Here is a 24,260-nt window from a genome sequence, read left to right on the forward strand (position 1 = left end):
CATGACGCCCAACCGCGCGGCCATCGAGGCCGGCAGTCAGGCTGGTCAAATTCAGGCAAACCAGCTGGCCGCTGGTTTTTCCAAAGGAGGAAGTGGCCGTGTCAGACGTTGTCGGGATCGATGTCGGAGGAACCTTCACCGACCTGTTCTATTCGCGCGACGGCATCCACGCCGACCGCATATGCAAGGTGCCTTCGACGCCCCATGACCCATCCATCGGCCTGCTCGATGCCTTGAAGACCGCCGATATACCCTGTGACGACCTGTCCCTGATCCTGCACGGCACGACAATCGCCACGAACGCGCTGATCGAGCGCGTCGGCGCCAGGTGCGCCCTGGTGACCACGGCCGGTTTTCGCGACGTACTGGAACTCGGGCGCCGGGACCGGCCGGATTTCTATGGTCTGACCGGCAAGCAGAACCCGCTGATCCCGCGCAACCTGCGCTTCGAACTGGACGAGCGCATGGACTTCCGGGGCGACGTGATCCGCCCGGTCGACAGCCGTGCCGTCGAGGAACTCGGCCAGCGCCTGAAAGGGGAAAATGTCGAGGCCATCGTTGTCTCGTTTCTCCATTCCTATGTGAATCCGGCCCACGAGGCGGAAGTGGCTTCAATCCTCGCCGGGATCAACCCCGACTGGGAGATCGTCACCTCGGCAGAGATCAACCGTGAATATTATGAGTTCGAACGGACCAGCACGGCCGCGATCCAGGCCTTCCTCCAGCCGCTGATCAAGAACTATTCGCGCAAGCTGCTGGAACGGCTGGGCGAGTGGGGCTTCCGGCGCCAGACCCTCGTCATGCAGTCCAATGGCGGCCTGGTGCCGGCGTCCCAGCTCGGCCACCACGCCGCCCATATCGTGCGTTCCGGGCCTGCCGCAGGCGTCACGGCGGCTGCGCGGATCGCATCGGAAGCCGGGTTCGACCGGGTGATCACGGGCGACATGGGAGGCACGAGCTACGATGTCGCCGTGGTGATCGACGGGGAACCGGAAATCGCGCCGAAGACCAATCTCGATTTCCGGCTGCCCTTGCGCGTGTCGATGATCAACGTTCACACGATCGGTGCGGGCGGCGGCTCGATTGCCTATGTCGACAGGGCCGGCATCCTCAAGGTTGGCCCCCGCAGTGCCCGCGCGCGTCCGGGCCCGGTCTGTTTCGGCCACGGCGGTACCGAGCCGACCGTGACAGATGCCAACGTCGTCCTGTCCCGGATCAACGCCGACGATCCGATCGGCCTCACCAACCTGACCCGTCTCGATGTCGAAGGCGCGAGGGCCGCCATCGGCAGGCTCGGCGAACAGATCGGCCTCGGGGTCGAGGAGACCGCCGAGGCCATTCTGGCCATCGTCAATCAGAACATGGCCGGGCGGACGCGCCTGCTGTCGATCGAACGCGGATACGATCCACGCGATTTCGCCCTCGTCATCTTCGGCGGGGCCGGTCCGCTTCACGGCGCCGCCATCATTCGCGAAGTCGGCATCAAGACCATGATCGTACCGCCTGCGCCCGGAGTGCTCTGTGCAATGGGGTGCGTTGTCGCCGACGTACGCTACGACGTGTCTCGGACGCTCGCCCGGGCAACCTCGAGCCTCGAGCCCGGCGAACTTGACGCCGCGATGCGCGAACAGGAAGCCGAGGGCCGCGCTAAACTCGAAACGAGCGGCGTCACTGTAAAGTCGGTCCTCGTCCGCCACTTCGCCGAGATGGCCTATTCGGGACAAATCCATACGCTTCGCGTCCCGGTCGAGGAGGGCTGGGACACGGCACGGATCAACGATGCCTTCGCGGAAGCCTATCGCACGGAATACGGCAACACGCTGGGCGACATCGCGACCACCATCGTCAGCCTCCGGACAGTTGTCGAAGGCCAGCGGGAGCATGAGAAGCGCCAGAGCGAGCCCCCTGCCCCCCTCCCGGCACCAGAGCCAGCGGCCCGCCGTCCGGTGCACTTCTCCCGGTGGTGGGACACGCCGGTCTACCAGCGCCAGACACTTCGGCCCGGCGCCGTCATCGAAGGCCCCTGCATCGTCGAGCAGTCCGATACCACGATCATCATCGAACCGGGCATGACCGGCCGCATCGACGCATTTGAAAACATCCTGGTGGAGGTCGCCTGATGGATCCCGTCACTCTTGCCGTCGTCCGTGGCGCACTCGAACAGATCGCCGACGAGATGGACCTGCATCTCATCCATGCGGCGATCTCGCCGATCATTTCCGAAACAAACGACTGTGCCCACGGCATCTTCCTCCCCGACACCGGCGAGACGGTTGCCCAGGGGCGCTTCGGACTGCCGGTCTTCCTCGCCAACATGCAGTTCACGGTGCAGAACCTGATCGGGCATGTCGCGACGGAGGGCGGCTTCCAGCCTGGCGACGTCTGGATCATGAACGATCCCTACCGCAGCGGCACCCACCTCCAGGACGTGGTGCTGGTGGCACCGCATTTCGTCGACGGCAAGCTCTTTGCCCTCCTGGCCAGCACAGGCCACTGGATGGACATCGGAGGCAGCGTTCCGGGGGGGTGGGCACCATCGGCGCAGGACATCCATACCGAGGGTCTCGTCATTCCGCCGGTCAAGCTCTACGAAAGCGGGACGCTGAACCGCGCACTGGTATCTATGTTCACCGGCAATGTCCGGCTTCCAACCGAGATTGAGGGCGACATGTTCGCCATGGCCAACGTCTTCCACGTCGGCCGCCGCGGACTGGATGCCCTCGTGGAGAGATACGGAAGCGAAACGCTCGCGGCGTGCATCACCGAGATGAACGACCGGTCCGAACAGCAGATGCGGTCCTATATCGAGGAAATCCCGGATGGGACCTATTTCCACGAAGACTTCATGGACAACGACGGCATCGTAGACGAGCCGATCCGCATCGCGCTGTCCCTCACCGTCAAGGGCAGCTCGCTGCATTTCGATTTCTCGCAATCCGATCCCGCCGCTCGCGGCCCCCTGAACCTGGCGCGCTCCACCACCCAGTCGACCTGTTTCATCGCCTTGAAGCACATCTTCTCGGAAGTGCCCGTCAACGGCGGCGCATTCCGCCCCACCAGTTTCGACATTCGCGAAGGCTCCGTCGTATCGGCGGCCTATCCGTCTCCAGTGAGCGGCTATCTGGAACCGATCGGCCGGGTATTCGACGTCGTTCTCGGCGCGTTGGCGCAGGCCATCCCGGAGCGGACGCCGGCGCCGGCCTTCGGCACGGTCGGAGTCGTGACGGCCGGTGGCAGACATCCCGATACCGGAAACTACTTCGTCGCTGTCTTCCCCTACCCCGGTGGCTATGGCGGGCATTCGCATGGCGATGGCCTCGTCAACGGAACGCCGCCGGTCTCCATGGCCAACTTCATGTCCATCGAGGCATCCGAGCATCGCTACCCGCTGCAATTCGATGAATATGCATTGCGGCCCGATTCCGGTGGCGCCGGCAAGTTCCGGGGCGGCTGCGGCACACAGTACAAGTTCCGCGCGATGTCGGAATTCGTCGTTTCGGTTCTCGGCGACCGCCAGGACCACCTGCCCTTCGGGATTGCCGGCGGCGAACCGGCTGCCCCGAGCATCGTGCGCTTCGGCATCGACGGCAAGGACATGCGGCCTCCCATGCGATCCAAGGCCGAGAAGCAGAAACTCAGGCCGGGCGACTGGCTGTTCGCGGCATCGCCTGGCGGGGGGGGATTTGGGAATCCCCTCGACCGCACCCTGGACCTGGTCCAGGAAGACCTGGACCTGGGCTATATCTCGCGGCAGACGGCCGAAGAGGTGTACCGCGCCGTGGTCCGTAGTGAAACATCACCGAATGGCGCGGAGCGGCTGATCGTTGACATCGCGGCGAGCGAGGAGCGTCGGCGCGGCAAGGTGGCCTGACCGGCGCTGAAACAGAATCCTCCCCTGGACGGGGCGGGAGCCCCCGGCCGCGAGACGCTCCGGTCCGCCAGCGCGGTCAGGAGCGTCACCGCTTACGCGGGCGGGGAGCCATGCTTACAGGATCATCTGCGTTTGCGTCACGATGGCGGCCAGTTTTCCGTCCTCGCGCAGGATCCGGGTTTGCCAGACCATGGTCTTGCGGCCCTTGTGCAAGGGTTCGCAGACGGCCTTGATCGTGCTCCCGACCTCGATCGCACGAAAGAAGTTGGTCTTGCTTTCGATCGTGGTGGTCGACTTGCCTTCGGCAAGATTGATGAAGGTGGCGGTTCCACCCATGTTGTCGGCAAAGCCGATGATCGCACCGCCGTGCATGACACCGTTGCGGTTGCCCAGTTCCGGGGCCACCGTCAGTTCGGCCTCCACCCGGTCAGGGTCGGCGGAAACGATCCTGATGCCGAGAAGACGCCCATAGGGCGGTTGTTCTTCGGCAATCTGGTGCCTTCCCTCGTGATCCGGCGGGTTTTGCATCATTTCTGTCCTCCATTCTGGCGCTTTGTCGATGTCCGCTGCGAAAAGGCGCCCTGGTCCCGCGCTTCCGAGATTCTCGCCGCGTCGTAGCCGAGCAGGTCCCGCAGGATGTGATCCCTGTCGGCATCGAGGCGCGGTGCGGCCACGGGGTCCGCGACCGGCGTTGCCGACAATCGCAGGGGAGAGGCGATGTTCGGTACCTCGCCTCCGTCGGCACGCACAACACGGGTCACGACGTTCGTTTCGACGGCAAGCGGCGAACGCAATGCTTCGCCGATCGTGCGAACGGCGCCAACCGGAACGCGCCCTGCCCGCGCCTTTTCGATCCAGTGGTCCCGCGGTCTGCCAAGGAAAATCCCGGTCATGACACCGAAAAGCCTGTCGCGATTGGCATTTCGGTCGCGATTGGTGGCGTAGTGAGGGTCTTGCAACAGGTCCGGCCGGTCGAGCACGTGGGTCGCAAGCGCCTCCCAGGATTTCTGCGAACCGCAACTGACATAGATCGGTCCGCCATCGGCCGTTTCGAACATGCCGATCGGCGTGGCGACCGGCGCAGTATTGCCCTGGCGCACCGGATCACGTCCGCCCGCCAGGTAGTTCATCGGAAAATAGGCCAGCATGTTCAATGCCGTATCGAACATAGAAACCTCGACATACTGGCCGGCGCCTGTTCGCTCGCGCGCAAAAAGAGCCGCAAGCACGGCCATGGTCCCGTTCATCGCGGCCCCGATATCGATGACCGGGCTTCCGGTTCGCATCGGCAGCCGGTCAGGGTCGCCCGTCAACGACGCAAATCCGCTTTCGGCCTGGAACACGGAATCGAATCCGGGCTGGTCGGAATGGCTGTTGCCCGAACCATACGCAGTGATCGCGCAATAGATGAGGCGCGGGTTGATCTGTTTCAGCGCGCCGTAGTCGATGCCCAGCCGGGACATGACACCGGGCGCGAAATTCTCCACGACGATATCTGCCCGGCGGACCAGGTCGTTCACGATGGCAGTTCCGCCTTCCGAAGCCAGGTTGAGGCAGATGCTTTTCTTTCCTCGATTGAGGCCGATGAAGTAGGGGCTTTCGCCATCGACGTCCGGCGGCTGGTAGCTACGCGTTTCGTCGCCGGTTCCGACGGCCTCGATCTTGATGACCTCGGCGCCGAGATCGGCCAGCACCTGGGTCGATGCGGGACCGGCAAGATAGCGCGTGAAATCGACGACACGTACCCCCTGAAGGGCTAATGGCGCTTCCGGCGGTCTTGCCATATACAGGGGAGATTGCCGAAATGGTTGATTGGACGACATTTTCTCTCTGACCCTCCCGATCGTACTTTACATGGAAGTTTGGTCTTATAATATTATATTCAATCGACATTGGCACGATTCCGCCAGTCAAGCCATCCGGCGTGCCGACCGGCCCGTAGAAAGCAGGCTGCGCGGTGATCGGGCCGCTGAACGGCAAGGCATTCCGGCCGGCGAACATCGGCGTGAAATCACGGCAAGGAGGCTCGTGTGACCGCAAACAGGAAACTCGGCATCGGCGACAGGGAAAACGGCCAGATCGCTCCCATCTCTGTGCCAAAAGCTTCTGACATTCTCGCCGACCGCCTGCGGCAGATCATCCTGTCGGGCGAAATCGAGCCGGGTGAATCCCTGCCGCCGGAGCGTGAACTGGTCAAGAGTTCGGGCCTGAGCCGCTCGTCTGTCCGCGATGCCTTGCGCGTTCTGGAAGTCGAAGGCCTGATCATCACCAAGCCCGGCCGCGCCGGAGGCTCCGTCGTCCAGCTTCCCGGCCGCGAGTCCATCGCGCGGTCCATGCAACTCTTCGTCATGAGCAACGCGATCCAGCTCAATTCCCTGCTCGATTGCCGCATCGCCATCGAGCCGTTCCTGGCGGCCAAGGCGGCGGAAAACCATACCGAAGAAGAACTCGAGGAAATCCGCCGCATCAACGACGAGTTCGTGGCGACGACTGACAACATCGCCACCTACAAGCGGCTCAATCTCGAGTGGCACCTCGCGGTCGCCCGGGCGAGCGGCAACGAGATCCTCACGGCACTGATGGAGGCCATCTCGCAGCCCATTCTGGACACCGATGGCTATCAGCAGGTGACCACGGACAAGGCCCGGCAGGAAGCCAAGCGGGCTCATACAGCGATCATCAAGGCCATCGCCGCCAGGGATCCGGAACTGGCGAGCCGCCGCATGGCTGCCCATGTCGGCGCCTACGCCAAGGTCGTCAGCAAGATCGGGACCGGTCACTAGGAATCCTGTCCGCCACCCGATCCTGCCGGAAGTAGTCACGTTTGCCTGGCTCATCCCTCTGCCCTCAAGGGGAACCGGCGATGGTTACAACCACCTTGCCTGAAACCGACCGTGTCGACAGCTGGTCAATGGCCTCCGGCGCTGCCTCGAGCGGGTAGCGGCCATGGATCCGAGGCCGGATCCGGCCCTGCCCGTACAGGTCCAGCAGTTCCGAAACGGCCCGCGCGTGGGCCACGGGCTCGTTCTCGATATGGGACCCCCAGAACACGCCGCGGATGTCGCATTCCTTCAGGAGTGGCAGGTTGAACGGGACTGCCGGGATCCCGGCGGGGAAGCCGACCACAAGATAGCGCCCGCCGCGTATGATGCTGCGCAGCGCCGGCTCGGCATAGGTCCCGCCAACGGGATCGTAGATGACATCCGGCCCGGCGCCATCGAAAGACGCCCGGATCTGCGCTGTGAAAACGCGTTGCGCTTCCCTGTCGAGAGGGCCGCCGGGATAGACGATGCCGGTGTCGGCCCCCTTTTCCAGTGCGGGTTCGAGCTTGTCCTGCGACGATGCGGCTGCCACGACCGTGGCGCCGAGAGCCTTGCCGAGTTCCACCGCGGCCAGTCCGACGCCGCCGCCGGCACCCAGCACGAGCAGCCTCTCGCCAGCGACCAGTTCCGCGCGGTCGCGCAGCGCATGCCACGACGTGCCGTAGACCATCAGGAAGGCGGCCGCCTCGTCCATTGGCATGGCATCGGGAATTGGAAAACACTTGCCTGCCGGCACGATCACGTATTCGGCCATTCCGCCCCATCCGGTCATGGCCATGATCCGCGCTCCCCGTTCAAGTGCCGTCACCCCGGGACCCGTGGCATCCACCAACCCGGCAATCTCTGCTCCTGGTGAAAACGGCCGGTCGGGCTTGAACTGGTACCGGTCCGAAATGATCAGGACATCCGGATAGTTGACACCGACGGCACAGACGCGGATCCGGACCTCCCCGGCCTTCGGTTCGGGAACCGGTACCTCTCGCAATTCCAGAAGCTCCGTGCCACCCGGCACCACGCTCTGGACCGCTTTCATCATGCCGGACATGTCTTTCTCCTGTCGAACGCACAGAGTGAAACGCTACCCGACCGGTGTCAGGGCACGCGAATACCGGCGCGCTTCCTGTCCTGCCGGGACGGGCCGCGAAGGCCCGTTCCCCAGCAGTCATTCTCCATCGAAAGATCGATCTGTCAATCCGATTGTCGGACAAATAAAAGGAAATGACCGTACAGGAACCTGCGGGCCATTACCGTCGCGACAGCGTTGCGCCACGGTCGCGAAAGACATCGCCGGCCAAGGCGGGAAAGACGCGAAAGAGGGGGTGGGGTCCGACCGCGACTACTGGTGCTGGCCGATGGAATCCTCGAAGGCGCGCCCGGCCATGAGCCATCCGCGGTGCAGGTCTTCGAGATGGCGCTCCATCCATGCAACCGCTTCGTCGCCATCACCGCCCCGAAGGGCTTTGACAATCGCCCGATGGGCTTCGAGGTTGCGCAGCGGCGCCTGCTTCAACTGCCGGCCGATCTCGACATAGGGCCGGAACAGCAATTGCCCGATCGGCTCCCGCGCCAGCACGAGGGCCCGGTTTCCGGTGAAGCTGGCCAGCATCGTGTGGAATTCGGTGTCCAGCTTGTCGGCCGGCTTCTTCGCCGCGACCGCCTTGGCCATGGCCTCGATGTTCGCGTCGAGCGCATCGAGCTGCTCGCCGGTGATCTTCCCGGCCAGCAGTGAAACGCTGAGCGGTTCGAGGACCCTCGCCACCTCCCAAAGATCACTGAAGCGGACATCGTTGAGAAGCAGAGCCCGTTCCAGCCGCGGGGAAATGTCCTGGCCGGTGGGAACCGTGATCAGCAGCCGCTTGCGGCCTTCACGGCGGAGCAGCCCTTCGGATTCGAGCTGCCTGATGCCTTCGCGCACCGTGGACCGGTTCACGCCGAACTGTGTCGCCAGTTCTGTTTCGCTCGGCAATTGCTCGCCGGGCTTGAGTTGTCCGCCGACGATGAGCTTCTGCAACTCCTCGGAAACGACCTGGTACGCCGGCGCAATCTTGAGTTTGGCAATCTCGACCATCTTGAATCAGAACCCCTCGCCTCGGATTCGGTCTTAACCGAACTGATGGAAGGTTGAAAGGCAGCTTGGAGACACCCCTGAGGCTCTCAACGGATGACAGCAACCCGGCCGCCTGCGTTCGCCCGGACGGCAGGCGACGGAACACCGCCTGCCAACCAGGCGAACGGGGAACCGCGGAAAGCGTCGCTGAAACGGCCTGAGTTCGCGGCCGCCAGGCCCGATGACGGGCACCTCATCGCTCCGCTTCCCAGCGTTTCATCAGCGGCTCGCGCAGGGCTTTCTTGTCCACCTTGCCGTTCGGGTTGCGGGGAAGCGGCTCGGTAGAAACATCGAGTGTTTCCGGGACCTTGTAGTCGGACAGCCGGTCCCGGCACCAGGCTTGCAGTTCGGCGGCGCCGACCTCTTCCCGAACCACGACGGTGGCATGGACACGTTCCCCCAGCACCGGGCAGGGCTTGGCAAGGGCGGCGGCCTCGATCACGGCCGGGTGGTCGGTGAGGACGTTTTCAAGTTCAGCCGAGTAGATCTTGTGTCCGCCGCGATTGATCATGTCCTTGGCACGGTCCAGAACGCGGATGAAACCGTCTTCATCAGCACGGCCGATGTCGCCGGACCGCCAGAAACCGCCGACGAACGCCTTTTCTGTGGCTTCGGGATTGTTCCAGTAGCCCCGGACCACATTCGGCCCCTTGAGCCAGATCTCGCCTTCCGTGCCCGCCGGCACCTCGACACCGTTATCATCCATGATGAGCGCCCGGGTTCCCGGCAGCGGGCAGCCGACATACTCCCGCTTTTCATAGGCGTATTCGGGCGGCGTGATCAGCTGGGCGACGATGCTTTCCGTGGAGCCATAGCAATTGGCGAAACCCAGACCCGGCACCGTTGCGGCCAGGCGGCGGATTGTCGGTTCCGGCATCGGAGCCCCGCCATAGGCGGCCAGGCGCCAGGCTTTCAGGTTCCTTTGGCCAAAGTCCGGTTGCAGGAGGCACAGGTTGTACATCGCTGGGACCATCAGCGTGTAGGTCATGCGCTCGGCCTCGGCAAGATCGAGGAAGGCGCTCGCCTTGAAGCCATTCATGATGATCAGCGTGGCACCGGCGCGCATGGGCGCGCAAATCAGTGCAGCAATGCCCGTGACGTGGTTCAGGGGCACACAGGCGACCACCCGGTCGGCGGGTGTCAGCCGCATGGCCGCTTCGTAGTACATCGCCGCATGGACCAGCGCGAGGTGGGTCAGCATCGCCCCCTTTGGCTTGCCCGTGGTGCCGGAGGTGTGCAGGACGAGGGCGACCTCGTCCTCCCCCGGCAGGTCGTCGGGAACCGGCAGGGCGCCGTCGCCCGACAGCGCATCGAACGCGACGGACGCACACCCCTGGCGGTCGTCTCCGTCCGGCACGAGTGCGGCGAGCGCGGCATCGTGGAGCAGCAGCCGCGCCGTGCAATTGGCGATCGCATAAGCCACTTCCGGCCGGCTGGACCGGATCGAGACAGGAACGGCGACAGCGCCGAGGCGGAAGAGAGCGAACAGGGCGATGACGAAGTCGGCGCTGTTCCCCATCACCATGGTGACGCGGTCGCCTCTCGCGATGCCCCTGGCCGAAAGCGCCCTCGCCGCGGCTTCGACATCCGCGGACAGCTCGCGCCATGTCAGGCGGCGGTCGCCATCGACGATCGCTTCCACCTCCGGATGCCGTTCAAGCGAGTCCGCGAGCAGCCGGTAGAGATTGTCCGGCCGGTCCGTGAAGCAATCGATGACACGGGTGCCGTAGTGAGCTTCCGCGCGCATCGCCGGAAACAGGCTTCTGTCCCAACTCATCCCTGCGCTCCTCCCTGTGAGCAGCAACCTGGTCAACCGCGAGGCCGGCGCCCTGTCATCGCGCGCCGACGGCTGGCAGCGGCACGGTCACCCCGCAACGCAGTCGAGACGGCCCCGCGCCCGCTTCAATTCGTTGCGGGCGATGCCACGCAGATGCACTTCGTCCGGCCCGTCGATGAACCGCAACGCCCGCCCCCATGTCCACAGGAACGAGAGCGGCGTGTCCGGCGTGAGGCCGCAGGCACCGTAGACCTGGATAGCCCGGTCGAGAACCCGCGTCTGCAGGCGCGCGGCAGCCACCTTGATCTCCGAAACGAGTACGTGGGCGGCCTTGTTGCCCTGCGTATCCATAAGCCAGCTTGTATAAAGGTTCAGCAGGCGCGCCTGGTCGATCTCGATTCGCGACTCGGCGATCCAGTCGCCGATGTTGGCGTATTCGGCCAGGTCCTTGCCGAAGGTCCGCCGGGTGAGCGCACGTTCGCACATCAGTTCGAGCGCCAGTTCGCACTGTCCGATGGTGCGCATGCAATGATGAATCCGGCCGGGTCCAAGGCGCGCCTGCGCAATGGCGAAGCCGGCCCCCTCCTCGCCCAGGAGGTTGCTCACCGGCACCCGGACATCCTTGAACTCGACCTCGCAATGACCCTCGGGCGCATGGTGATGCATGATCGGCACATCACGCACAACGCGGAAGCCGGGGGTTCCGACAGGAACGATCACGAAGCTGTGGCGCGCATGGCGCGGCGCATCCGGCGCCGCGTTGGAAACGCCCATCACCAGGGTGAACGCGAACTTGGGATGCGCTGCGCCCGTGGTGAACCACTTCCGCCCGTTGATCACATAGTGATCGCCATCGCGCTCGATCCGGGTTTCCAGGTTCGTCGGATCCGCCGAAGCGACGTCCGGTTCCGTGATCGACACGCCGGAGCGTATCGTCCCTTCAAGCAGTGGCATCAGCCAGCGTTCGCGCTGCTCCGGCGTGGCGAAAAGGTGCAGGATTTCCATGTTGCCCGTATCGGGCGCGTTGCAGTTGAAGACTTCCGACGCCCATGGCAGGCGGCCGATGATCTCGGCGAGCGGCGCGTATTCCATGTTGCTCAGCGCCGTTCCCGGCTCGTCGGGTTTCAGCCCCGGCAGGAAAAGGTTCCAGAGACCGGCCGCTTTCGCCTTCTTTTTCAGGCCGTCGATCAGGTTCTCCGGGTAGGCATGCGTGGCAACGATGCGTTGATACTCCGCGTCGGCCGGCCAGACATGGTCGTCCATGAAGGCCCGGACCTTTGCCTGCAGGTCTTTCATGCGGGGGGTGTAACCAAAGTCCATCGTGGCGTCCTTCCGTATCGTCCTCGATCTATTCGTTGATCAATGCCGCGCCGCGGGCGGCCAGCACAGGTGCAAGCCGGCCGACCTCGGCGGCATCCGTGGACACTGCATTGCCCTGGCGGGCCCGGCTCGCGATCCCCTCGAAGATGATCGCGTTGCGGAACAGCGCCAGCGCCAGGTAGAAGCGAGTCAGCCTGCCATCTCCCCCGGCCGCACCGAAATACAGGCTCGTGAATTCGTCCATGTCCGGCAGGGCTTCGGCTTCCAGGTCCACGTCAAGAAGGCCACGACCATACTCCGCGCGGCTCATGAACCACGTGTAGATGCATGTGTGGGCGAGATCGACGAGCGGATGACCCAGCGTCGAAAGCTCCCAGTCCAGGACGGCGACGATGCGTGGTTCGGTGGGATGGAACATGACATTCCCGAGGCGGAAATCGCCATGCACAAGCGTTGTGCGATCCGCCTCCGGCAGATTGCGCGGCAACCAGCGGACCAGCGCTTCGATATCGGCATTGGCGGACGTTCGCGACAACTCCCACTGGCGTGTCCAGCGGGCGATCTGGCGTGCAGCGAACCCGCCCGCCTTGCCGAAATCCGAAAGCCCTACGGCATCCGGATCCACCTTGTGGATCCTGGCGAGCATACCCGCGAGCGCCCTGAAATAGGCGCGCCGTTCCGGCTTCGCGATGCCCGGCAGGCAGTTGTCGTGCAGCACGCGCCCCTCGACCCGTTCCATCACGTAGAACTGGGTCCCGATGACCGCCGGATCGTCGCAGAAATGGACCATGGACGGCACGGATACGTCGGTATTCCTGAGAGCCGACTGAACCCGGAACTCCCGGTCGACCATGTGCGCCGAAGGCAGCAGGTCGCCTCCCGGCCGCTTGCGCAACACCAGACTTCGCGACCCGCTGTCGAGGAAATACGTCGGATTGGACTGTCCGCCTGCGATGCGTCGCAATTCCAGGTCGTCGCCCATTCCTTCGACGGCATGGGCCAGGTGGTCCAGCAAGGCCTGCCTGTCTATGTCGGTCCGGGCGGTGTCCATGGTCATCTCATTTGTCGCATTGTCGGACAAACCAACATTTCATGATGGAGACGCCGGTTGTCAAGCGCTGACTTGCATGAAGCACGCGGTCGTTGGCCCGCCTCTGTGTCGGGCGCGTGCACTCATGCGCGCCCGCTGGCGCCGCTTACGTTTCGAAGACCGGGGTCCTGCGCTCGAGGAAGGCACTGACGCCTTCGGCGAAATCGGGATGCGCGGCGCATTCCATGAATGCGGCCTTTTCCGCATCCAGTTGTTGGTCGAGGGGTGTCTCGAAGGCATTGCGCATCAGCTTCTTTGTGCGCCCTTGCGATTGCCGCGAACCGGCCGCGATCCGGCTGGCCATTGTCCTGGCTTCCCCGTCCAGCTCGTCCGGAGGAACGACCTTGTTGACGAGGCCCATCCGCAAGGCATCGTCAGCGCCCAGCGGCTCGTTGAGCAAGGCCATTGCGAGTGCCTGCTTGAGCCCGATGGCACGTGGAAGCGCCCAACTCCCGCCGCAGTCGGGAACACCCGCGATCCGGCAGTAGGCAAGGGTGAAACTTGCATCAGCTGCGCAAATCGACAGGTCGGCGCCAGAAACCAGGGATACGCCGGCACCGGCCACGCGGCCATGAGCAGCCACGATCGTGATGATATCGGAGGCTGCCAGCGCTTTCAGCGCGCTGTGCAGCGGATCGATGGTCGCCTGGATGAAGGCCGGCTTGTCCGCTTCGCCATGAAAGCCGCGGACATCGCCCCCGGCCATCAGGCTGCGCCCGGCGCCGGACAGCAGCAGCACGCGGACTGACGGGTTCGCGAGAAGAGTTCTGGTCGCGGCAAGAAACGCCTCCGCCATCTCGATGTCGAGAACATTCAGCCGGTCGGGACAATCGAAGCGCAGGTGCGCAACGCCGTCAGCAATTGCCAGATCGATGGGTCCTGTCATGATGATGCCTGCCCTTTTCGTGAACCTGGCGCTCCGGTCCGACTGGGGCATCCCGGCACGCGTCCGCCGGTCGTGCGCTGGCCGCGCGCCATGGACACACTCTAGGGTCCGTATTATAAATCTGTCAATCCGATTGTCGGACAATAAGGCGACGGAACACAAGCACCGGGAGGAGACGGGAAACCGATGGATTTCACCGACATCAGGTATACGAAGGCCGACGGGATCGCGACGATCACGTTCAACAGGCCGGAGGTCATGAACGCGGCCCGCGTGCAGACGAATGATGAATTCATCGCCGCCCTTGATGCCGCCGACGGGGACGACGAGGTCCGATGCGTCATCGTGACCGGGGAAGGCCGGGCCTTCTGCGCCGGCACGGATATTTCATCGGGCTTCCAGCTGCCCGTGGGCGGCAATCCGGAAACCGGTGAAGGCATCCCCGAGGATGTCGGCGGCACCAGCGTGCTCCGCATGTTCGACATGCGAAAGCCGGTGATCGGGGCCATCAACGGCGCCGCGGCGGGGTTCGGCGCAACCGTCACCCTCGCCATGGATATCCGGCTTGTTTCCGAGAATGCCAAGTTCGCCTTTCCGTTCGCCCGGCGCGGCATTTGCGTGGAATCCTGTTCGAGCTGGTTCCTGCCGCGCCTGGTCGGCCTGCAGACGGCCATGGACTGGATGCTGACGGGACGGACTTTCCCGGCGACGGAAGCGCTGCAGCGCGGACTGGCCCATGAATGCCTGCCCGCCGAGGCCCTCATGCCACGGGCCCGGGCGATGGCACGGGATATCGCCGAGAATTGCGCCCCGGCCTCGGTCGCCATCAACCGGCAAATGCTCCTGCGCATGATGGGCGCAGATCATCCGCGCGTGGCGCATGAACTGGAAAGCCGTGCCGTGGCCGCGACCGTCGCGGGACCGGATGCCGCCGAGGGGGTGCTGAGCTTCAAGGAAAGACGCGCGCCGCGGTTTTCCGGCACGGTTCGCGACGCAGGCTTCATGGACCGCTGGTGGACGTAGTCGATTGACGTGACACGCCATGTGTCGTGGTGGAGGCCGCTGGGAACCATTGGCACGATCCGCCCACCTGATCTCGCCTTCACAGGGAAGAAACGGGTTGAGCGGCGAGCGCGAACAGTCCATCGGCCGGTGGCCATTCCGTTCGAGATTGGCAGGCTTGATATTGACCAACGATCAGTCTCGGCCGCCCCACCGGGGATGGATCTTTCCGTGAGACCCATGGGATGTTGCTTTTGCCCCCTCCGGAGATGGACCCTGCGGCAAAAAGGGAAAATCCTCCCGGACATCTGGGACCTAACCCTGTTTCTGGTCCGGGCGTCATGCAACCTTTCGGGTGGGTTGAAGTAGGGCCGCAAAGGCGCTCGGAGTCGCCGACCATATAAATTCCTAACTTTGAAAGCTTTTATTATTATAGATATATTTTTATTTGAATAACATTTTCGAATTAGTATTATGAAAATTATAATCATAAATTATCTAAATATGAATTGCTGAATAAGAATTTACACTGCGGAATCGCATAATTTTATCAATCTATACACTGTCCGTTGTCAGAGGTTTTGAGCAGTTCGGCGGCCTGATCTAGTGGAGGCTCTGGCCTATCAGGTTTTTCATTCCAGGCGGCTGCCTTGCGATGCAGCAAGCGCCGTTGGTTGATGGTGTAGTGTTTGATCCTTTCTCTTGTCTGCAGGATGGTCTGGCTGCGTCGAAGTAGACGTCGGCCGGTGTGAGATTGCCGAGGCTCTCATGGTAGCGCCGGTGATTGTAGTGATCGACGAAGGCGCCGATTTGCGCTTCGAGAGCAGCCGGAAGGAAGTGGTTCTCCAGCAGGATGCGGTTCTTCGGCGTCTGGTGCCATCGCTCGATCTTTCCCTGGGTCTGCGGATGGCAAGGCGAACCACGGGTGTGCTCCATCCCCCTGCTGGTGAGCCATGCTGCCAGTTCGCCGGCGACATAGCATGGGCCATTGTCTGACCGGAGCCGCGGACGCTGCATGACCCTGGCGTTATCGTAACCTGATGCCTGCAGCGCCAGTTCCAGCGTGTCGGTGACGTCTCCGGCCTTCATCGTGGTGCACAGCTTCCAGGCGATGATGTAGCGCGAGTAATCATCGAGGATGGTCGAGAGATAGAACCAGCCCCAGCCGATGACCTTCAGATAGGTGAAGTCGGTCTGCCACAGCTGGTTCGGTGCCATCGTCTTGTCATGGAACTCATCGGCAGCCTTGGTGACGATGAAGGCTGGACTTGTGATCAGGTCCTGCGCCTTCAGCAGGCGGCAGACCGAGGATTCCGAGACGAAGTAGCCTCGCGTGTCGGTGAACGTCACCGCCAGTTCGCGCGGTGACAGCTCCGGCTCATCAAGCGCAAGGTCGATGATATTTTCTCGGATGTCGTCGGGAATGCGGTTCCAGACCCGCCCGGGCTGAGGCTTGCGGTCTTCCAGCGCATCGACGCCGCCGGTGAGAAAGCGGTCATACCAGCGATTGAAGGTCGAGCGGGGAATGCCGAACTTGTCCAGCGTGCGCCAGGCCGGCAGATGCGACTGCTCAACGAGCCGGATGATCTCCAGCTTTTCGGAGGCGGGGTATCTCATTCGTCGTCGCCCCCATCCGCGATCATGCTTTATTGAGCAATCGCAATTCCAGCGCCTGTTCGGCTACGACCTCTTTCAGATTGCGGGCCTCGCGGCGCAGATGCTTGACCTCGTCGCCGGTGGCTGCACGCGCGGTGTCTCCGGCCAGCCGCTTCTTGCCGGCTTCGAGGAACTCCTTCGACCAATTGTAATAGAGGCTCTCGGCAATGCCTTCACGCCGGCACAGCGCGGCAATGCTCTCATCACCACGCAGGCCTTCCAGTACGATGCGGATCTTCTCCTCCGCCGAATACTGTTTGCGGGTTGCACGGCGGATGTCCTTGATGACCTTTTCCGCCGGCTCCTTCTGTGTCCAAGATTTCCGTCTCATCTTCGCTCCTCCAAGGGCTACGATGAGCCAGAAATTCTCCTCTATGCGTTAAGCCGAAATTGTCTCATTGGCGCTGAACCCGGACAATGCCGTCAGGGATCGGATCACGGCCGGGAGCGTCACTACAGGAAAGTTCCAGCTCAAAACGGTCCAGTTTTCAGGGATCAGAGCAGTTAGGCGGGTTGGCGCAACAGTAATTGTGGTCGGCAACAAGGATCTATCAAATAGTTATTTTTGAGAAATCCTGAAAACGCAAAGCGGAGGCCGACCACAATCACATCCAAATTCCACAGAACCCACACTTATGATTGCGCATCTGACATCATGGACGGCTCCATGATGAGTATGACCTGGATGCACGATCCGAAAGCCGCCCGTTCAGGCAGCAACCGAATGTAAGGTAGTCAGTTGAACACCTGACCATTGTTTAAGCGGCGCGGACGCGGTCTTAGCCTCTGCTTCGGACTTTTGACCTTGGGAGCATGAGACTGAGGCGCCTCCGTCTGAAACCTGTCCTTGTTCAGCACCTTGCCTGAAACCGATTTGCAGTCTCGCGGATTTGAGTACTCCGTCTTCTTGACGCATTGCGAAATCTGGTTCTGATCGGTGGAACATTTTGTATAGGTACAGGTATCCCATTTGCAATCCAATTTATTGCCGTCCTGATCCTTGCCTGTCCGGCGTTCGGTGCCGGTAGAATCGCACTTGCCGCCCCCATCGGACCGGACAGGAACAGCACCGGCGGCAGAAACAAGCAGCACTGAAAACAGACCAGCAAGGGCGAATCCAGCGCTGGCCCGGAGAAAATCAGATCTGGTCATGACCCTTTCCCCTTGATTGTGCTGTGCGGATCGCATGGGCGCGCGCGCACTTTGCATTTCCAGCCGTACCATTTGCGTGAGCAAGATTTGCTGCGCTCCTTGGACTGCGACCAGAGCATCTTGGCAGGATGACCGTGCGCAAGCACAACGGCCCGCCATTTGGCCCGTGCGGCTATGCCTGCCCCACTCTTGGTCGGAGCACGGCCGGTGCCAGCGTGTTTGTGGTGGATGCAAAAATCCTTGTGGGTGGCAAAGGAAGGAGTCGCAGAAAATCCAGTCATGCCCATGGCAACAATTGCAATTCCAATTCCTGTTTTCTTGATGTAGGTCATTTTGACTTCTCCATTTGCTACGGAACTACATTCCCAACCCAACCGACTATGATCTGTATCCGATGCGCACCCTGCAATTCGTATTAGTAGAAGGTTAGAGTGGAAGATTACTGGTGTCCACCGTCAGCGCCTATGGCACAGAATTGAGGTTGTGATCTAAGGAGTGCTCGGTTCTTATCATTGACGAAGGAACGAACACGAAACCCAAAACCTCCAATTCAAACTTGCGAACCAAAGCTCCCGCAACAAGCGGCATCATGGCACGGGCAGTGAGGTCGTCTAAGACGTCCGACCTCGATCCAGGAACGCAAACGACTTTTGGCGGCGAGAAATTAGATCCGTCCGGCAGGGCCGTATCAACAGCCGCCGGCGTTGGAACCATCCGGCAACATGACGAATGAGCAATTCCCGTCGCTGATCAGATCACCAAACACGCCGCGAACATTGTGGCCAGGCTGTCCGCCGGGTGCCACCCCCGGTTGCACTGCCAGAGAAAAGCTTGGCGGCCCACCTTCAATTCCGCCAATCAAGGCAGCATTCAGCCAGTAACGCCCAGGAACGACATACCCGAAGCGGAGAGCAAGGTAGGTGACTTCCGTATCTGTGAGTTCCCTGCCGTTGACGAAGACACCGGAGATTCCGTTGGACGCGTCGGGTTGTAGCGGTCCGCCCAACAACAGGCCCGGTGCGATTTGCCCTGACAGGTGCTTCCCCTCGAAGCCCCAAAACCCTGACATCGGGTCGTACCAGTAACGGGCGGGTGCAATCCGGTATAATGCAACCAGCTGCGGATCGATCGCGACCCCGTTGACATGCACCGAACGGGACGTTGAAAGGCCTGACTGCGAACCGGTGTCGTCGGCAGCAAATCGCCCGCGGGTTGCGTCATTTGTCATGTCTTCCGGTCCCATATGACGTGATCGTTCTGCGTATAGTTCCGCTGCCGGGTTGTTCCTCAAGGCAAACTGGATGGCGGACTGATCATGGATGGCCTAAGCCGGATTGAGCAAGAACAGGAATGCCATCCCCGCCGCCAGCAAACGAAATCCCGGTGCATTCCGCAGGGTCTGTGGTCCGTCCGCCACCCAATCGGCGAACGCAGCACGGCAAGTTCCCGCCGCTGGATAGAGTCGATGCTTCCAAGGCACAGCCCCCTCCCCAGCAACAAAATTTAAAGATGAGCTGTCCGTCCCGGCCATCCGACAATACAGGAATTCTTGTCGCAAATGTAAGATAAGTCAAGAACTGAAGATCATATCGCGCCTTACTATAGTCGCATATTTCTCAAGTGCACGCAGCCGTCCCCGACCAAAGAGAAATTACTTGTGAAAGACAGTCGGGGTTCGATTCAACCGCCGCGGAAAATGGAATCTAGCCAATCATCGGCATTCGCCAGGCCTCGAATGATCGGCCTCGTCACGCTAGAGCACGTCCGTCTTCGGTTGAATCGCTGACGGGGTGACATGATCTGGCGGTTCTGATTCAAATCCTCCAACCATGGAGGGTGATTTGGATGGGCCGAGCATTGAGCCACGATTTACGTGAACGCGTTCTTCAAGCCTCGAAGGGCGGGATTTCGGCCCGTAGATGTGCCGACCGGTTTGGCGTCGCCGCTTCGATGGAGATTCGCTGGATCGACCGCGCCGCAAAAGGCGAGACGGAACCGCGCAAACCAGCAAGACGCACCTCGCGCCTCGATGCACACGAAGCCGTCATCGACGCCATGATCGAGAACCGCAAGGACATCACGCTCGACGAGATGGTCGTGCGTCTTGCTGAAGCACGCGACGTGTAGATCGGACGATCCGCGATCAGCGCCTAGCTGCGCTTGCGCGGCTGGACATACAAAAAAAGACCGCACATGCATTGGAGCAGGAGCGTCCGGGCCTGCTGAAGCAGCGCCAGGAATGGTTTGATGACCAGCTTGATCTCGATCCGGAAAGGCTCGTCTTCATTGATGAGACTGGGCTCAACACGAAGATGGCGCGCATTCGCGGCCGCGCCCTGAAGGGCGAACGCTGTCGGGCTGGCATACTTCATGGTCACTGGAAAACAACGACATTCACTGGCGCCTTGCGCCTGACCGGCATGACGGCGCCCATGGTTCTTGACTGCGCCATGAACGGCGTAGCATTCCTGGCATATGTCGAGCAGATTCTGGCACCGACGCTATCACCCGGAGATGTGGTGAATATGGACAATCTGCCAGCCCACAAGGCCAGCGGTATACGGGAGGCGATCGAGGCTACCGGCGCAACCCTGCGCTACCTGCCGCCATACTCTCCAGACGTCAACCCGATCGAGAACGCATTCTCAAAAATCTAGGCGCTTCTGAGGGCCAGAGCGGAACGGACAATCGACGCACTATGGACAGCCGTCGGCGAGATCATTGACCTCTTCACTCCAGCCGAATGTGCAAACTACTTCGCAGCCTGCGGATATGATCCAACATGAACCGGATGCGATCTAGCTGCATCTATTCTCGCCGGAATTCCGGCGTGAAGCGATGCATCTGGATTTAACGAGCGGACGGACACGCACACTGAGGTTGCTGAGGGTCTCGGTCAATCATCATGTGCCAGCTTCGAATACAACTCTTCAGTCCACCAGCGCCCTTGCGCCCAAATAGACTCCCGGATCGTACCTTCATACTTCATCCCAATTTTTGTCAACACGCGCTTACTGGCCGGGTTCTCGACCGCCACATTTGCTTCAACTCTGTGAAGTCCGATTTCCTCAAAACCGAAACGCAAAAGCCTTTCTGAGATCTCAGTCGCATATCCTTTGCCGGCATGATCGCGGCCAACACCAAAACCAAGGCTGGCTATGGCTGGATGACTCCGAGAAAGACTGCCATGTCCAACCAAGTCGCGGGTCGCCTTCAATTCTGCCACGAATACGAAAAGGCGTAGCTGGTCTCCTTCACCTCGATGGTTGAAATATTGCTGTATCCGGAAGGTACTGTCGGCGAAGTCCTCTGGCTCGACTGCCTGACGCTCCCATTGTTCCGGCCTATTCTGTATTTTCTGCAATTGTTCAGCATCGGTGAGCTGAACTTCGCGAAGAATTAGGTTTTGGGTAGTCAGCTCAGGCAACATTGAATTCTCCTGTATAATGTTATCCATTTTTCACCAAATAAATAGGTCGCCACAAGGTAAATCACGTAACATACTCCTGACCAAAATTTCGGCCAATTTTGTCTGCTGCTTAAGTCATTTGAGTCTTGAGTTCGCTACGATTCGAAGTGAATTTGCAGATTCTTCTTGTGAAGCAATGACATTTTTGCTCTTTTGGTCGCTACAAGCTTAACAGAACCTGAATGAGCTATTCAGAATAGCTTCAACGGTAAGGAATCATAGGTTGCTTGTTGGGGCAAAATAGACGCTATTCGATGAAAGGAAACGAAAAGACCAATTCACGTATAAGCGTCATTTTAGTAATCTCCGCCATGCCACTCGTTGCAATATTGTCTGTATATCCGGCCTTTTTCAAAGGAGACAGTGGAAAAAGGGATGCCGTCGACCAACAAGATAGTGAACAATAGTGTGGTAGACTTGAAGGCGCTGGGCCCAAGCAAGGTAATTTGGGGCTACACACCGCTTCCAAAACGATGAAAGCGCTAATTGAGGACAGGAGGGTAATCATATGTCTACTCAATCAATCAAGTCTGTCTTGGCTGCTCTCGCAATATCTGGGGCGAGTTTTCAGCCTTACGCATACGCTGCACCAAACCTCGACACTACCTTGGGGAACATCTGGAAAGCCCAGTGTGCGGGTTCGGGCCGTTGGTCCTGCTGCAAACGCAAGGCTGACCAATGCATCTCCGACAGCAATGGTACACCAAGCAACATCGGGCACTGCAATGAGCGTTTCAACATTTGTGTTAAGAAGCGTATACACCGGCCCGGCAACATGAGTGCCCCAACGCCTGGGAAAGCAAAACAATAATCATAGTGCGCTGGCGGAATTCCGCCAGCGAACTGCACGGCTGAATCTGGTCTCTTACAGAGATATCACCAATCTACCAGCACACCAAAATTCTTCTGTATTCCGGCAATGATTGACTTCCCGCCCTAAGAATTCAGAACCGGGGTATCTACTAGGGCGCGTACTCATAAATGGACGAATGCCGATGACCACTTTCGGCAGAACCTCTGAAAAAAATCAATCGACCGCGCAGGTCAGCAACGCGGACAAGGCAGCTATAGAAGGCAATCTTGACCGCCTGCTTAGACTAATGCCTTTTCCTTCAGCAACCACTCTCTCGCCATCGTTTCCCACCCATTCCTGACGACGGCCTCGGTTGCGGTCGTGTCGTAGCCTCGCCTTTCGTAGAACCGAATGGCGGTGGGATTTGTGTTGATCACCAGTAGGCTGATCCGGGACTTGCCGGCCAGCCGACCAAGATCTTCGGCGACATGCATTAGTCGCGATGCAATGCCCTGCCCCATGAAATCGGGAGGGGATTGCCGGAGGAACTGGCCGCCTCGGACATGTACGTGTCGCAACTGGTCGAGGCCGATGTCGTCGTGCTTGGCACGCCGATGCAGAATTTCAGCACCCCGTCGACGATGAAGTCCTGGGTCGACCACATCCTGCGTGCAGGCAAAACCTTCCAGTACTCTGAAGGCGGCCCTGTCGGCCTGTTGTCCGACAAGAAGGTCGTCGTCATCGTTTCGAGCGGCGGCATCTATTCAAAAGGCGCGTTAAGCGCATTCGAGCAATGCGGGAACTATTTGCGGGACATCATTTCGATTATCGGACTGACCGACGTCGCGATCCTTCGCGCCGAGGGACTGGCTTTCGGCGCCGAGGCCGCCGCCCATGGCCTGGCGGGAGGGATCGCCGCAGCAGAAAGCCTTGCTGCACAGAAGGGCCAGAATAACGTGCAAACGGCATATGTACGCCCGCCAGCGTGAATAGTTGCCTTCATGGACCATTTGCCGGTCATACAATTATCCAGCCGATCTACAGTCCCGGGACTGATCAGGGTGATAAATGCTGATGTTGCAAGTTGTCAGTTTATGAACTGAATATTAACCACTCGTTCGGACTAGGCTAAGCTACGCCTTGTTAAGCTTCCTCACCAATTCAAAGATGGAGGAAGTAGAAATGTTGAAGACCATCGCAATCGCAACGCTGCTCGCAGGCACGGTCGTTCTTTCTCATTCGGCGAAGGCCGATGAACATAAGCAATCCGATAGCCTTACGATCGCACAACTTGATCTTGCGGCATGGCTAGAGAGCATTCAGCGATAAAAAAGAATAAAAGCATCAAATCAATCCGTAGATTTCAGCAAACCAATCAATATGAAATGAAATTTGCATGAAGTCGGAAAGAAAAGAGAGGGAAATATCATGTTGAAATTTGTAAATGTCGTCGTCGGATCGGTTGGCATTCTGATGGTATCACTGCCTGATTCATCGGCTGCGACTTACCGCGATATCACGCTCGGCGGCGTCAACCTGACCGCGTGGTGCCAGAAGCAATTCGGTAAAGAATTCAAGGCCAAATTGATCGAGAAAAACGCCGGCGGCTGGACTTGTGAGCAAAGTGCAGGCAATCGGCGCCCGATCAGCGTAAAGAACGCTTGTAAGATGCAGTATGGCAAGCGAGCCTATAAGGCGAAGGCAATCAGATGGTCTGATCCATATTCGTGGCGTTGCTTCGCGCGCGAACGCGTTCCGACTATGAAGGGCGTCGACTTGACACCTTGGTGTAAGAAAACCTACGGCGAGGAATTCAAGGCAAAGCTGATTGGCAAGACTGCGGGCGACTGGACATGCGAACAAAGCGCCGGCAACCGCCGTCCAATCCTCGTGAAGTCCGCATGCCGTTTGCAGTATGGCAAAAAGGTCTACGATGCCAAGGCACTAAACTGGAATGACCCGTATTCTTGGAAGTGTATGATGCCTTAAACCATTACGAGGGGCGCTTCGGCGCCTCTTTTTCTTTGAGGATTTGTTTATCAATTGATGCTAGATAGTATTGACACTATTTCATGGTCGGAAACAGAAGCGCTTTACGGAATATGGCTGCCTAGATTGTCCGGGGCATGAACAAGTGATTTCAGAATCCGACATCAAAACCATCGGTCAGAGCGAAATTGGCACTACTGGCTTCAATCCCGTCAAGTTCTCCAGCACCGAAAAATGGTATTTTCCTCCCGTGACCTGATGCTGCGGGCGTTCCCAGCACCCGCGCAGCGCAACATGGCCGCTGGCTCGGATGAAGTCTGCGGATC

20 protein-coding genes and 2 pseudogenes are annotated in these 24,260 nt (G+C 60.3%); 8 read left to right on the forward strand and 14 right to left on the reverse strand.

Annotated elements, in window-relative coordinates:
- Nucleotides 1-98: 98 nt before the first annotated feature.
- The gene (locus CSC94_RS08840) at nucleotides 99-2,120 is read left to right on the forward strand and encodes a hydantoinase/oxoprolinase family protein (protein WP_133122851.1); all 2,022 of its coding nucleotides are present in this window, start codon (nucleotides 99-101) and stop codon (nucleotides 2,118-2,120) included.
- Nucleotides 2,120-3,871 (forward strand): hydantoinase B/oxoprolinase family protein, encoded by a 1,752-nt coding sequence (locus CSC94_RS08845; RefSeq protein WP_099305945.1) that lies wholly within the window; start codon nucleotides 2,120-2,122, stop codon nucleotides 3,869-3,871. The genes CSC94_RS08840 and CSC94_RS08845 overlap by 1 nt, the downstream gene beginning before the upstream one ends.
- 114 nt (nucleotides 3,872-3,985) lie before the next feature.
- Here the strand turns inward: CSC94_RS08845 and CSC94_RS08850 are convergent, their stop codons facing one another.
- Nucleotides 3,986-4,402, reverse strand: a complete 417-nt coding sequence (locus CSC94_RS08850) for a PaaI family thioesterase (protein WP_245408303.1) — start codon at nucleotides 4,400-4,402, stop codon at nucleotides 3,986-3,988.
- Complete coding sequence (locus tag CSC94_RS08855) at nucleotides 4,399-5,655, reverse strand: CaiB/BaiF CoA transferase family protein (protein ID WP_165784370.1); 1,257 nt, start codon at nucleotides 5,653-5,655, stop codon at nucleotides 4,399-4,401. Before CSC94_RS08855 ends, CSC94_RS08850 begins: the two co-directional genes overlap by 4 nt.
- Nucleotides 5,656-5,901: 246 nt before the next feature.
- Between CSC94_RS08855 and CSC94_RS08860 the strand changes: the two genes are divergently transcribed.
- The gene (locus CSC94_RS08860; protein ID WP_205853255.1) at nucleotides 5,902-6,654 is read left to right on the forward strand and encodes a FadR/GntR family transcriptional regulator; all 753 of its coding nucleotides are present in this window, start codon (nucleotides 5,902-5,904) and stop codon (nucleotides 6,652-6,654) included.
- 64 nt (nucleotides 6,655-6,718) lie between these two features.
- On the opposite strand, the gene CSC94_RS08865 is transcribed toward CSC94_RS08860, so the two are convergent.
- From CSC94_RS08865 to CSC94_RS08890, 6 genes are all read right to left on the reverse strand, one after another.
- Nucleotides 6,719-7,738: an NADPH:quinone oxidoreductase family protein gene (locus tag CSC94_RS08865; protein ID WP_245408304.1), complete on the reverse strand. Its 1,020-nt coding sequence runs from the start codon at nucleotides 7,736-7,738 to the stop codon at nucleotides 6,719-6,721.
- Nucleotides 7,739-8,029: 291 nt separating this feature from the next.
- Entirely contained in the window at nucleotides 8,030-8,761 is a 732-nt protein-coding gene (locus CSC94_RS08870) for a FadR/GntR family transcriptional regulator (RefSeq protein WP_099305947.1), read from the reverse strand.
- Between the two features lie 232 nt (nucleotides 8,762-8,993).
- The gene (locus CSC94_RS08875; RefSeq protein ID WP_099305948.1) at nucleotides 8,994-10,577 is read right to left on the reverse strand and encodes a class I adenylate-forming enzyme family protein; all 1,584 of its coding nucleotides are present in this window, start codon (nucleotides 10,575-10,577) and stop codon (nucleotides 8,994-8,996) included.
- 87 nt (nucleotides 10,578-10,664) lie between these two features.
- Nucleotides 10,665-11,897, reverse strand: a complete 1,233-nt coding sequence (locus CSC94_RS08880) for an acyl-CoA dehydrogenase family protein (protein WP_099305949.1) — start codon at nucleotides 11,895-11,897, stop codon at nucleotides 10,665-10,667.
- A 28-nt stretch (nucleotides 11,898-11,925) separates the two neighbouring features.
- Nucleotides 11,926-12,948 carry a phosphotransferase family protein gene (locus CSC94_RS08885; RefSeq protein WP_205853256.1) on the reverse strand — a complete coding sequence of 341 codons (1,023 nt, stop codon included), beginning with the start codon at nucleotides 12,946-12,948 and terminating at the stop codon, nucleotides 11,926-11,928.
- A gap of 145 nt (nucleotides 12,949-13,093) precedes the next feature.
- Nucleotides 13,094-13,873 (reverse strand): enoyl-CoA hydratase/isomerase family protein, encoded by a 780-nt coding sequence (locus tag CSC94_RS08890; protein ID WP_165784371.1) that lies wholly within the window; start codon nucleotides 13,871-13,873, stop codon nucleotides 13,094-13,096.
- A 186-nt stretch (nucleotides 13,874-14,059) separates the two neighbouring features.
- Between CSC94_RS08890 and CSC94_RS08895 the strand changes: the two genes are divergently transcribed.
- Nucleotides 14,060-14,896 carry an enoyl-CoA hydratase-related protein gene (locus CSC94_RS08895; protein WP_099305951.1) on the forward strand — a complete coding sequence of 279 codons (837 nt, stop codon included), beginning with the start codon at nucleotides 14,060-14,062 and terminating at the stop codon, nucleotides 14,894-14,896.
- A 619-nt stretch (nucleotides 14,897-15,515) separates the two neighbouring features.
- Here CSC94_RS08895 and CSC94_RS08900 read toward each other — a convergent pair.
- From CSC94_RS08900 to CSC94_RS24190, 4 genes and pseudogenes are all read right to left on the reverse strand, one after another.
- Nucleotides 15,516-16,862: pseudogene (locus tag CSC94_RS08900) on the reverse strand (IS3 family transposase); the annotation flags it as partial.
- Between the two features lie 404 nt (nucleotides 16,863-17,266).
- Complete coding sequence (locus CSC94_RS24180; protein ID WP_133122852.1) at nucleotides 17,267-17,683, reverse strand: hypothetical protein; 417 nt, start codon at nucleotides 17,681-17,683, stop codon at nucleotides 17,267-17,269.
- Nucleotides 17,680-18,015, reverse strand: a complete 336-nt coding sequence (locus CSC94_RS24185; protein WP_133122853.1) for a hypothetical protein — start codon at nucleotides 18,013-18,015, stop codon at nucleotides 17,680-17,682. Before CSC94_RS24185 ends, CSC94_RS24180 begins: the two co-directional genes overlap by 4 nt.
- A gap of 356 nt (nucleotides 18,016-18,371) precedes the next feature.
- Nucleotides 18,372-18,911 carry a hypothetical protein gene (locus tag CSC94_RS24190; protein WP_133122854.1) on the reverse strand — a complete coding sequence of 180 codons (540 nt, stop codon included), beginning with the start codon at nucleotides 18,909-18,911 and terminating at the stop codon, nucleotides 18,372-18,374.
- 617 nt (nucleotides 18,912-19,528) lie between these two features.
- Between CSC94_RS24190 and CSC94_RS08905 the strand changes: the two are divergent.
- A pseudogene (locus CSC94_RS08905) lies at nucleotides 19,529-20,469 on the forward strand (IS630 family transposase).
- 110 nt (nucleotides 20,470-20,579) lie between these two features.
- Here the strand turns inward: CSC94_RS08905 and CSC94_RS08910 are convergent.
- Both CSC94_RS08910 and CSC94_RS25250 read right to left on the reverse strand, forming a co-directional pair.
- Nucleotides 20,580-21,113: a GNAT family N-acetyltransferase gene (locus CSC94_RS08910; RefSeq protein WP_165784372.1), complete on the reverse strand. Its 534-nt coding sequence runs from the start codon at nucleotides 21,111-21,113 to the stop codon at nucleotides 20,580-20,582.
- Nucleotides 21,114-22,244: 1,131 nt separating this feature from the next.
- Complete coding sequence (locus CSC94_RS25250; protein ID WP_099305953.1) at nucleotides 22,245-22,466, reverse strand: GNAT family N-acetyltransferase; 222 nt, start codon at nucleotides 22,464-22,466, stop codon at nucleotides 22,245-22,247.
- Nucleotides 22,467-22,481: 15 nt separating this feature from the next.
- Here CSC94_RS25250 and CSC94_RS08920 point away from each other — a divergent pair, with 15 nt between their 5' ends.
- From CSC94_RS08920 to CSC94_RS08925, 3 genes are all read left to right on the forward strand, one after another.
- Entirely contained in the window at nucleotides 22,482-22,934 is a 453-nt protein-coding gene (locus CSC94_RS08920; RefSeq protein WP_099305954.1) for an FMN-dependent NADH-azoreductase, read from the forward strand.
- Nucleotides 22,935-23,127: 193 nt separating this feature from the next.
- Nucleotides 23,128-23,274, forward strand: a complete 147-nt coding sequence (locus tag CSC94_RS24605; protein WP_165784374.1) for a hypothetical protein — start codon at nucleotides 23,128-23,130, stop codon at nucleotides 23,272-23,274.
- Between the two features lie 99 nt (nucleotides 23,275-23,373).
- Nucleotides 23,374-23,934 carry a hypothetical protein gene (locus CSC94_RS08925; RefSeq protein ID WP_099305955.1) on the forward strand — a complete coding sequence of 187 codons (561 nt, stop codon included), beginning with the start codon at nucleotides 23,374-23,376 and terminating at the stop codon, nucleotides 23,932-23,934.
- Nucleotides 23,935-24,260: the final 326 nt, after the last annotated feature.

The sequence above is a fragment of the Zhengella mangrovi genome (genome assembly GCF_002727065.1).
GTDB classification, from domain to species: domain Bacteria; phylum Pseudomonadota; class Alphaproteobacteria; order Rhizobiales; family Rhizobiaceae; genus Zhengella; species Zhengella mangrovi.

Coding starts and splice junctions, on each gene's coding strand:
- CSC94_RS08845 (WP_099305945.1), top strand. CDS start 2,120: ATGGATCCCGTCACTCTTGCCGTCGTCCGTGGCGCACTCGAACAGATC.
- CSC94_RS08850 (WP_245408303.1), bottom strand. CDS start 4,402: ATGATGCAAAACCCGCCGGATCACGAGGGAAGGCACCAGATTGCCGAA.
- CSC94_RS08855 (WP_165784370.1), bottom strand. CDS start 5,655: ATGGCAAGACCGCCGGAAGCGCCATTAGCCCTTCAGGGGGTACGTGTC.
- CSC94_RS08865 (WP_245408304.1), bottom strand. CDS start 7,738: ATGTCCGGCATGATGAAAGCGGTCCAGAGCGTGGTGCCGGGTGGCACG.
- CSC94_RS08870 (WP_099305947.1), bottom strand. CDS start 8,761: ATGGTCGAGATTGCCAAACTCAAGATTGCGCCGGCGTACCAGGTCGTT.
- CSC94_RS08875 (WP_099305948.1), bottom strand. CDS start 10,577: ATGAGTTGGGACAGAAGCCTGTTTCCGGCGATGCGCGCGGAAGCTCAC.
- CSC94_RS08880 (WP_099305949.1), bottom strand. CDS start 11,897: ATGGACTTTGGTTACACCCCCCGCATGAAAGACCTGCAGGCAAAGGTC.
- CSC94_RS08885 (WP_205853256.1), bottom strand. CDS start 12,948: ATGGACACCGCCCGGACCGACATAGACAGGCAGGCCTTGCTGGACCAC.
- CSC94_RS08890 (WP_165784371.1), bottom strand. CDS start 13,873: ATGACAGGACCCATCGATCTGGCAATTGCTGACGGCGTTGCGCACCTG.
- CSC94_RS08895 (WP_099305951.1), top strand. CDS start 14,060: ATGGATTTCACCGACATCAGGTATACGAAGGCCGACGGGATCGCGACG.
- CSC94_RS24180 (WP_133122852.1), bottom strand. CDS start 17,683: ATGACCAGATCTGATTTTCTCCGGGCCAGCGCTGGATTCGCCCTTGCT.
- CSC94_RS24185 (WP_133122853.1), bottom strand. CDS start 18,015: ATGACCTACATCAAGAAAACAGGAATTGGAATTGCAATTGTTGCCATG.
- CSC94_RS24190 (WP_133122854.1), bottom strand. CDS start 18,911: ATGACAAATGACGCAACCCGCGGGCGATTTGCTGCCGACGACACCGGT.
- CSC94_RS08910 (WP_165784372.1), bottom strand. CDS start 21,113: ATGTTGCCTGAGCTGACTACCCAAAACCTAATTCTTCGCGAAGTTCAG.
- CSC94_RS25250 (WP_099305953.1), bottom strand. CDS start 22,466: ATGGGGCAGGGCATTGCATCGCGACTAATGCATGTCGCCGAAGATCTT.
- CSC94_RS24605 (WP_165784374.1), top strand. CDS start 23,128: ATGTTGAAGACCATCGCAATCGCAACGCTGCTCGCAGGCACGGTCGTT.
- CSC94_RS08925 (WP_099305955.1), top strand. CDS start 23,374: ATGTTGAAATTTGTAAATGTCGTCGTCGGATCGGTTGGCATTCTGATG.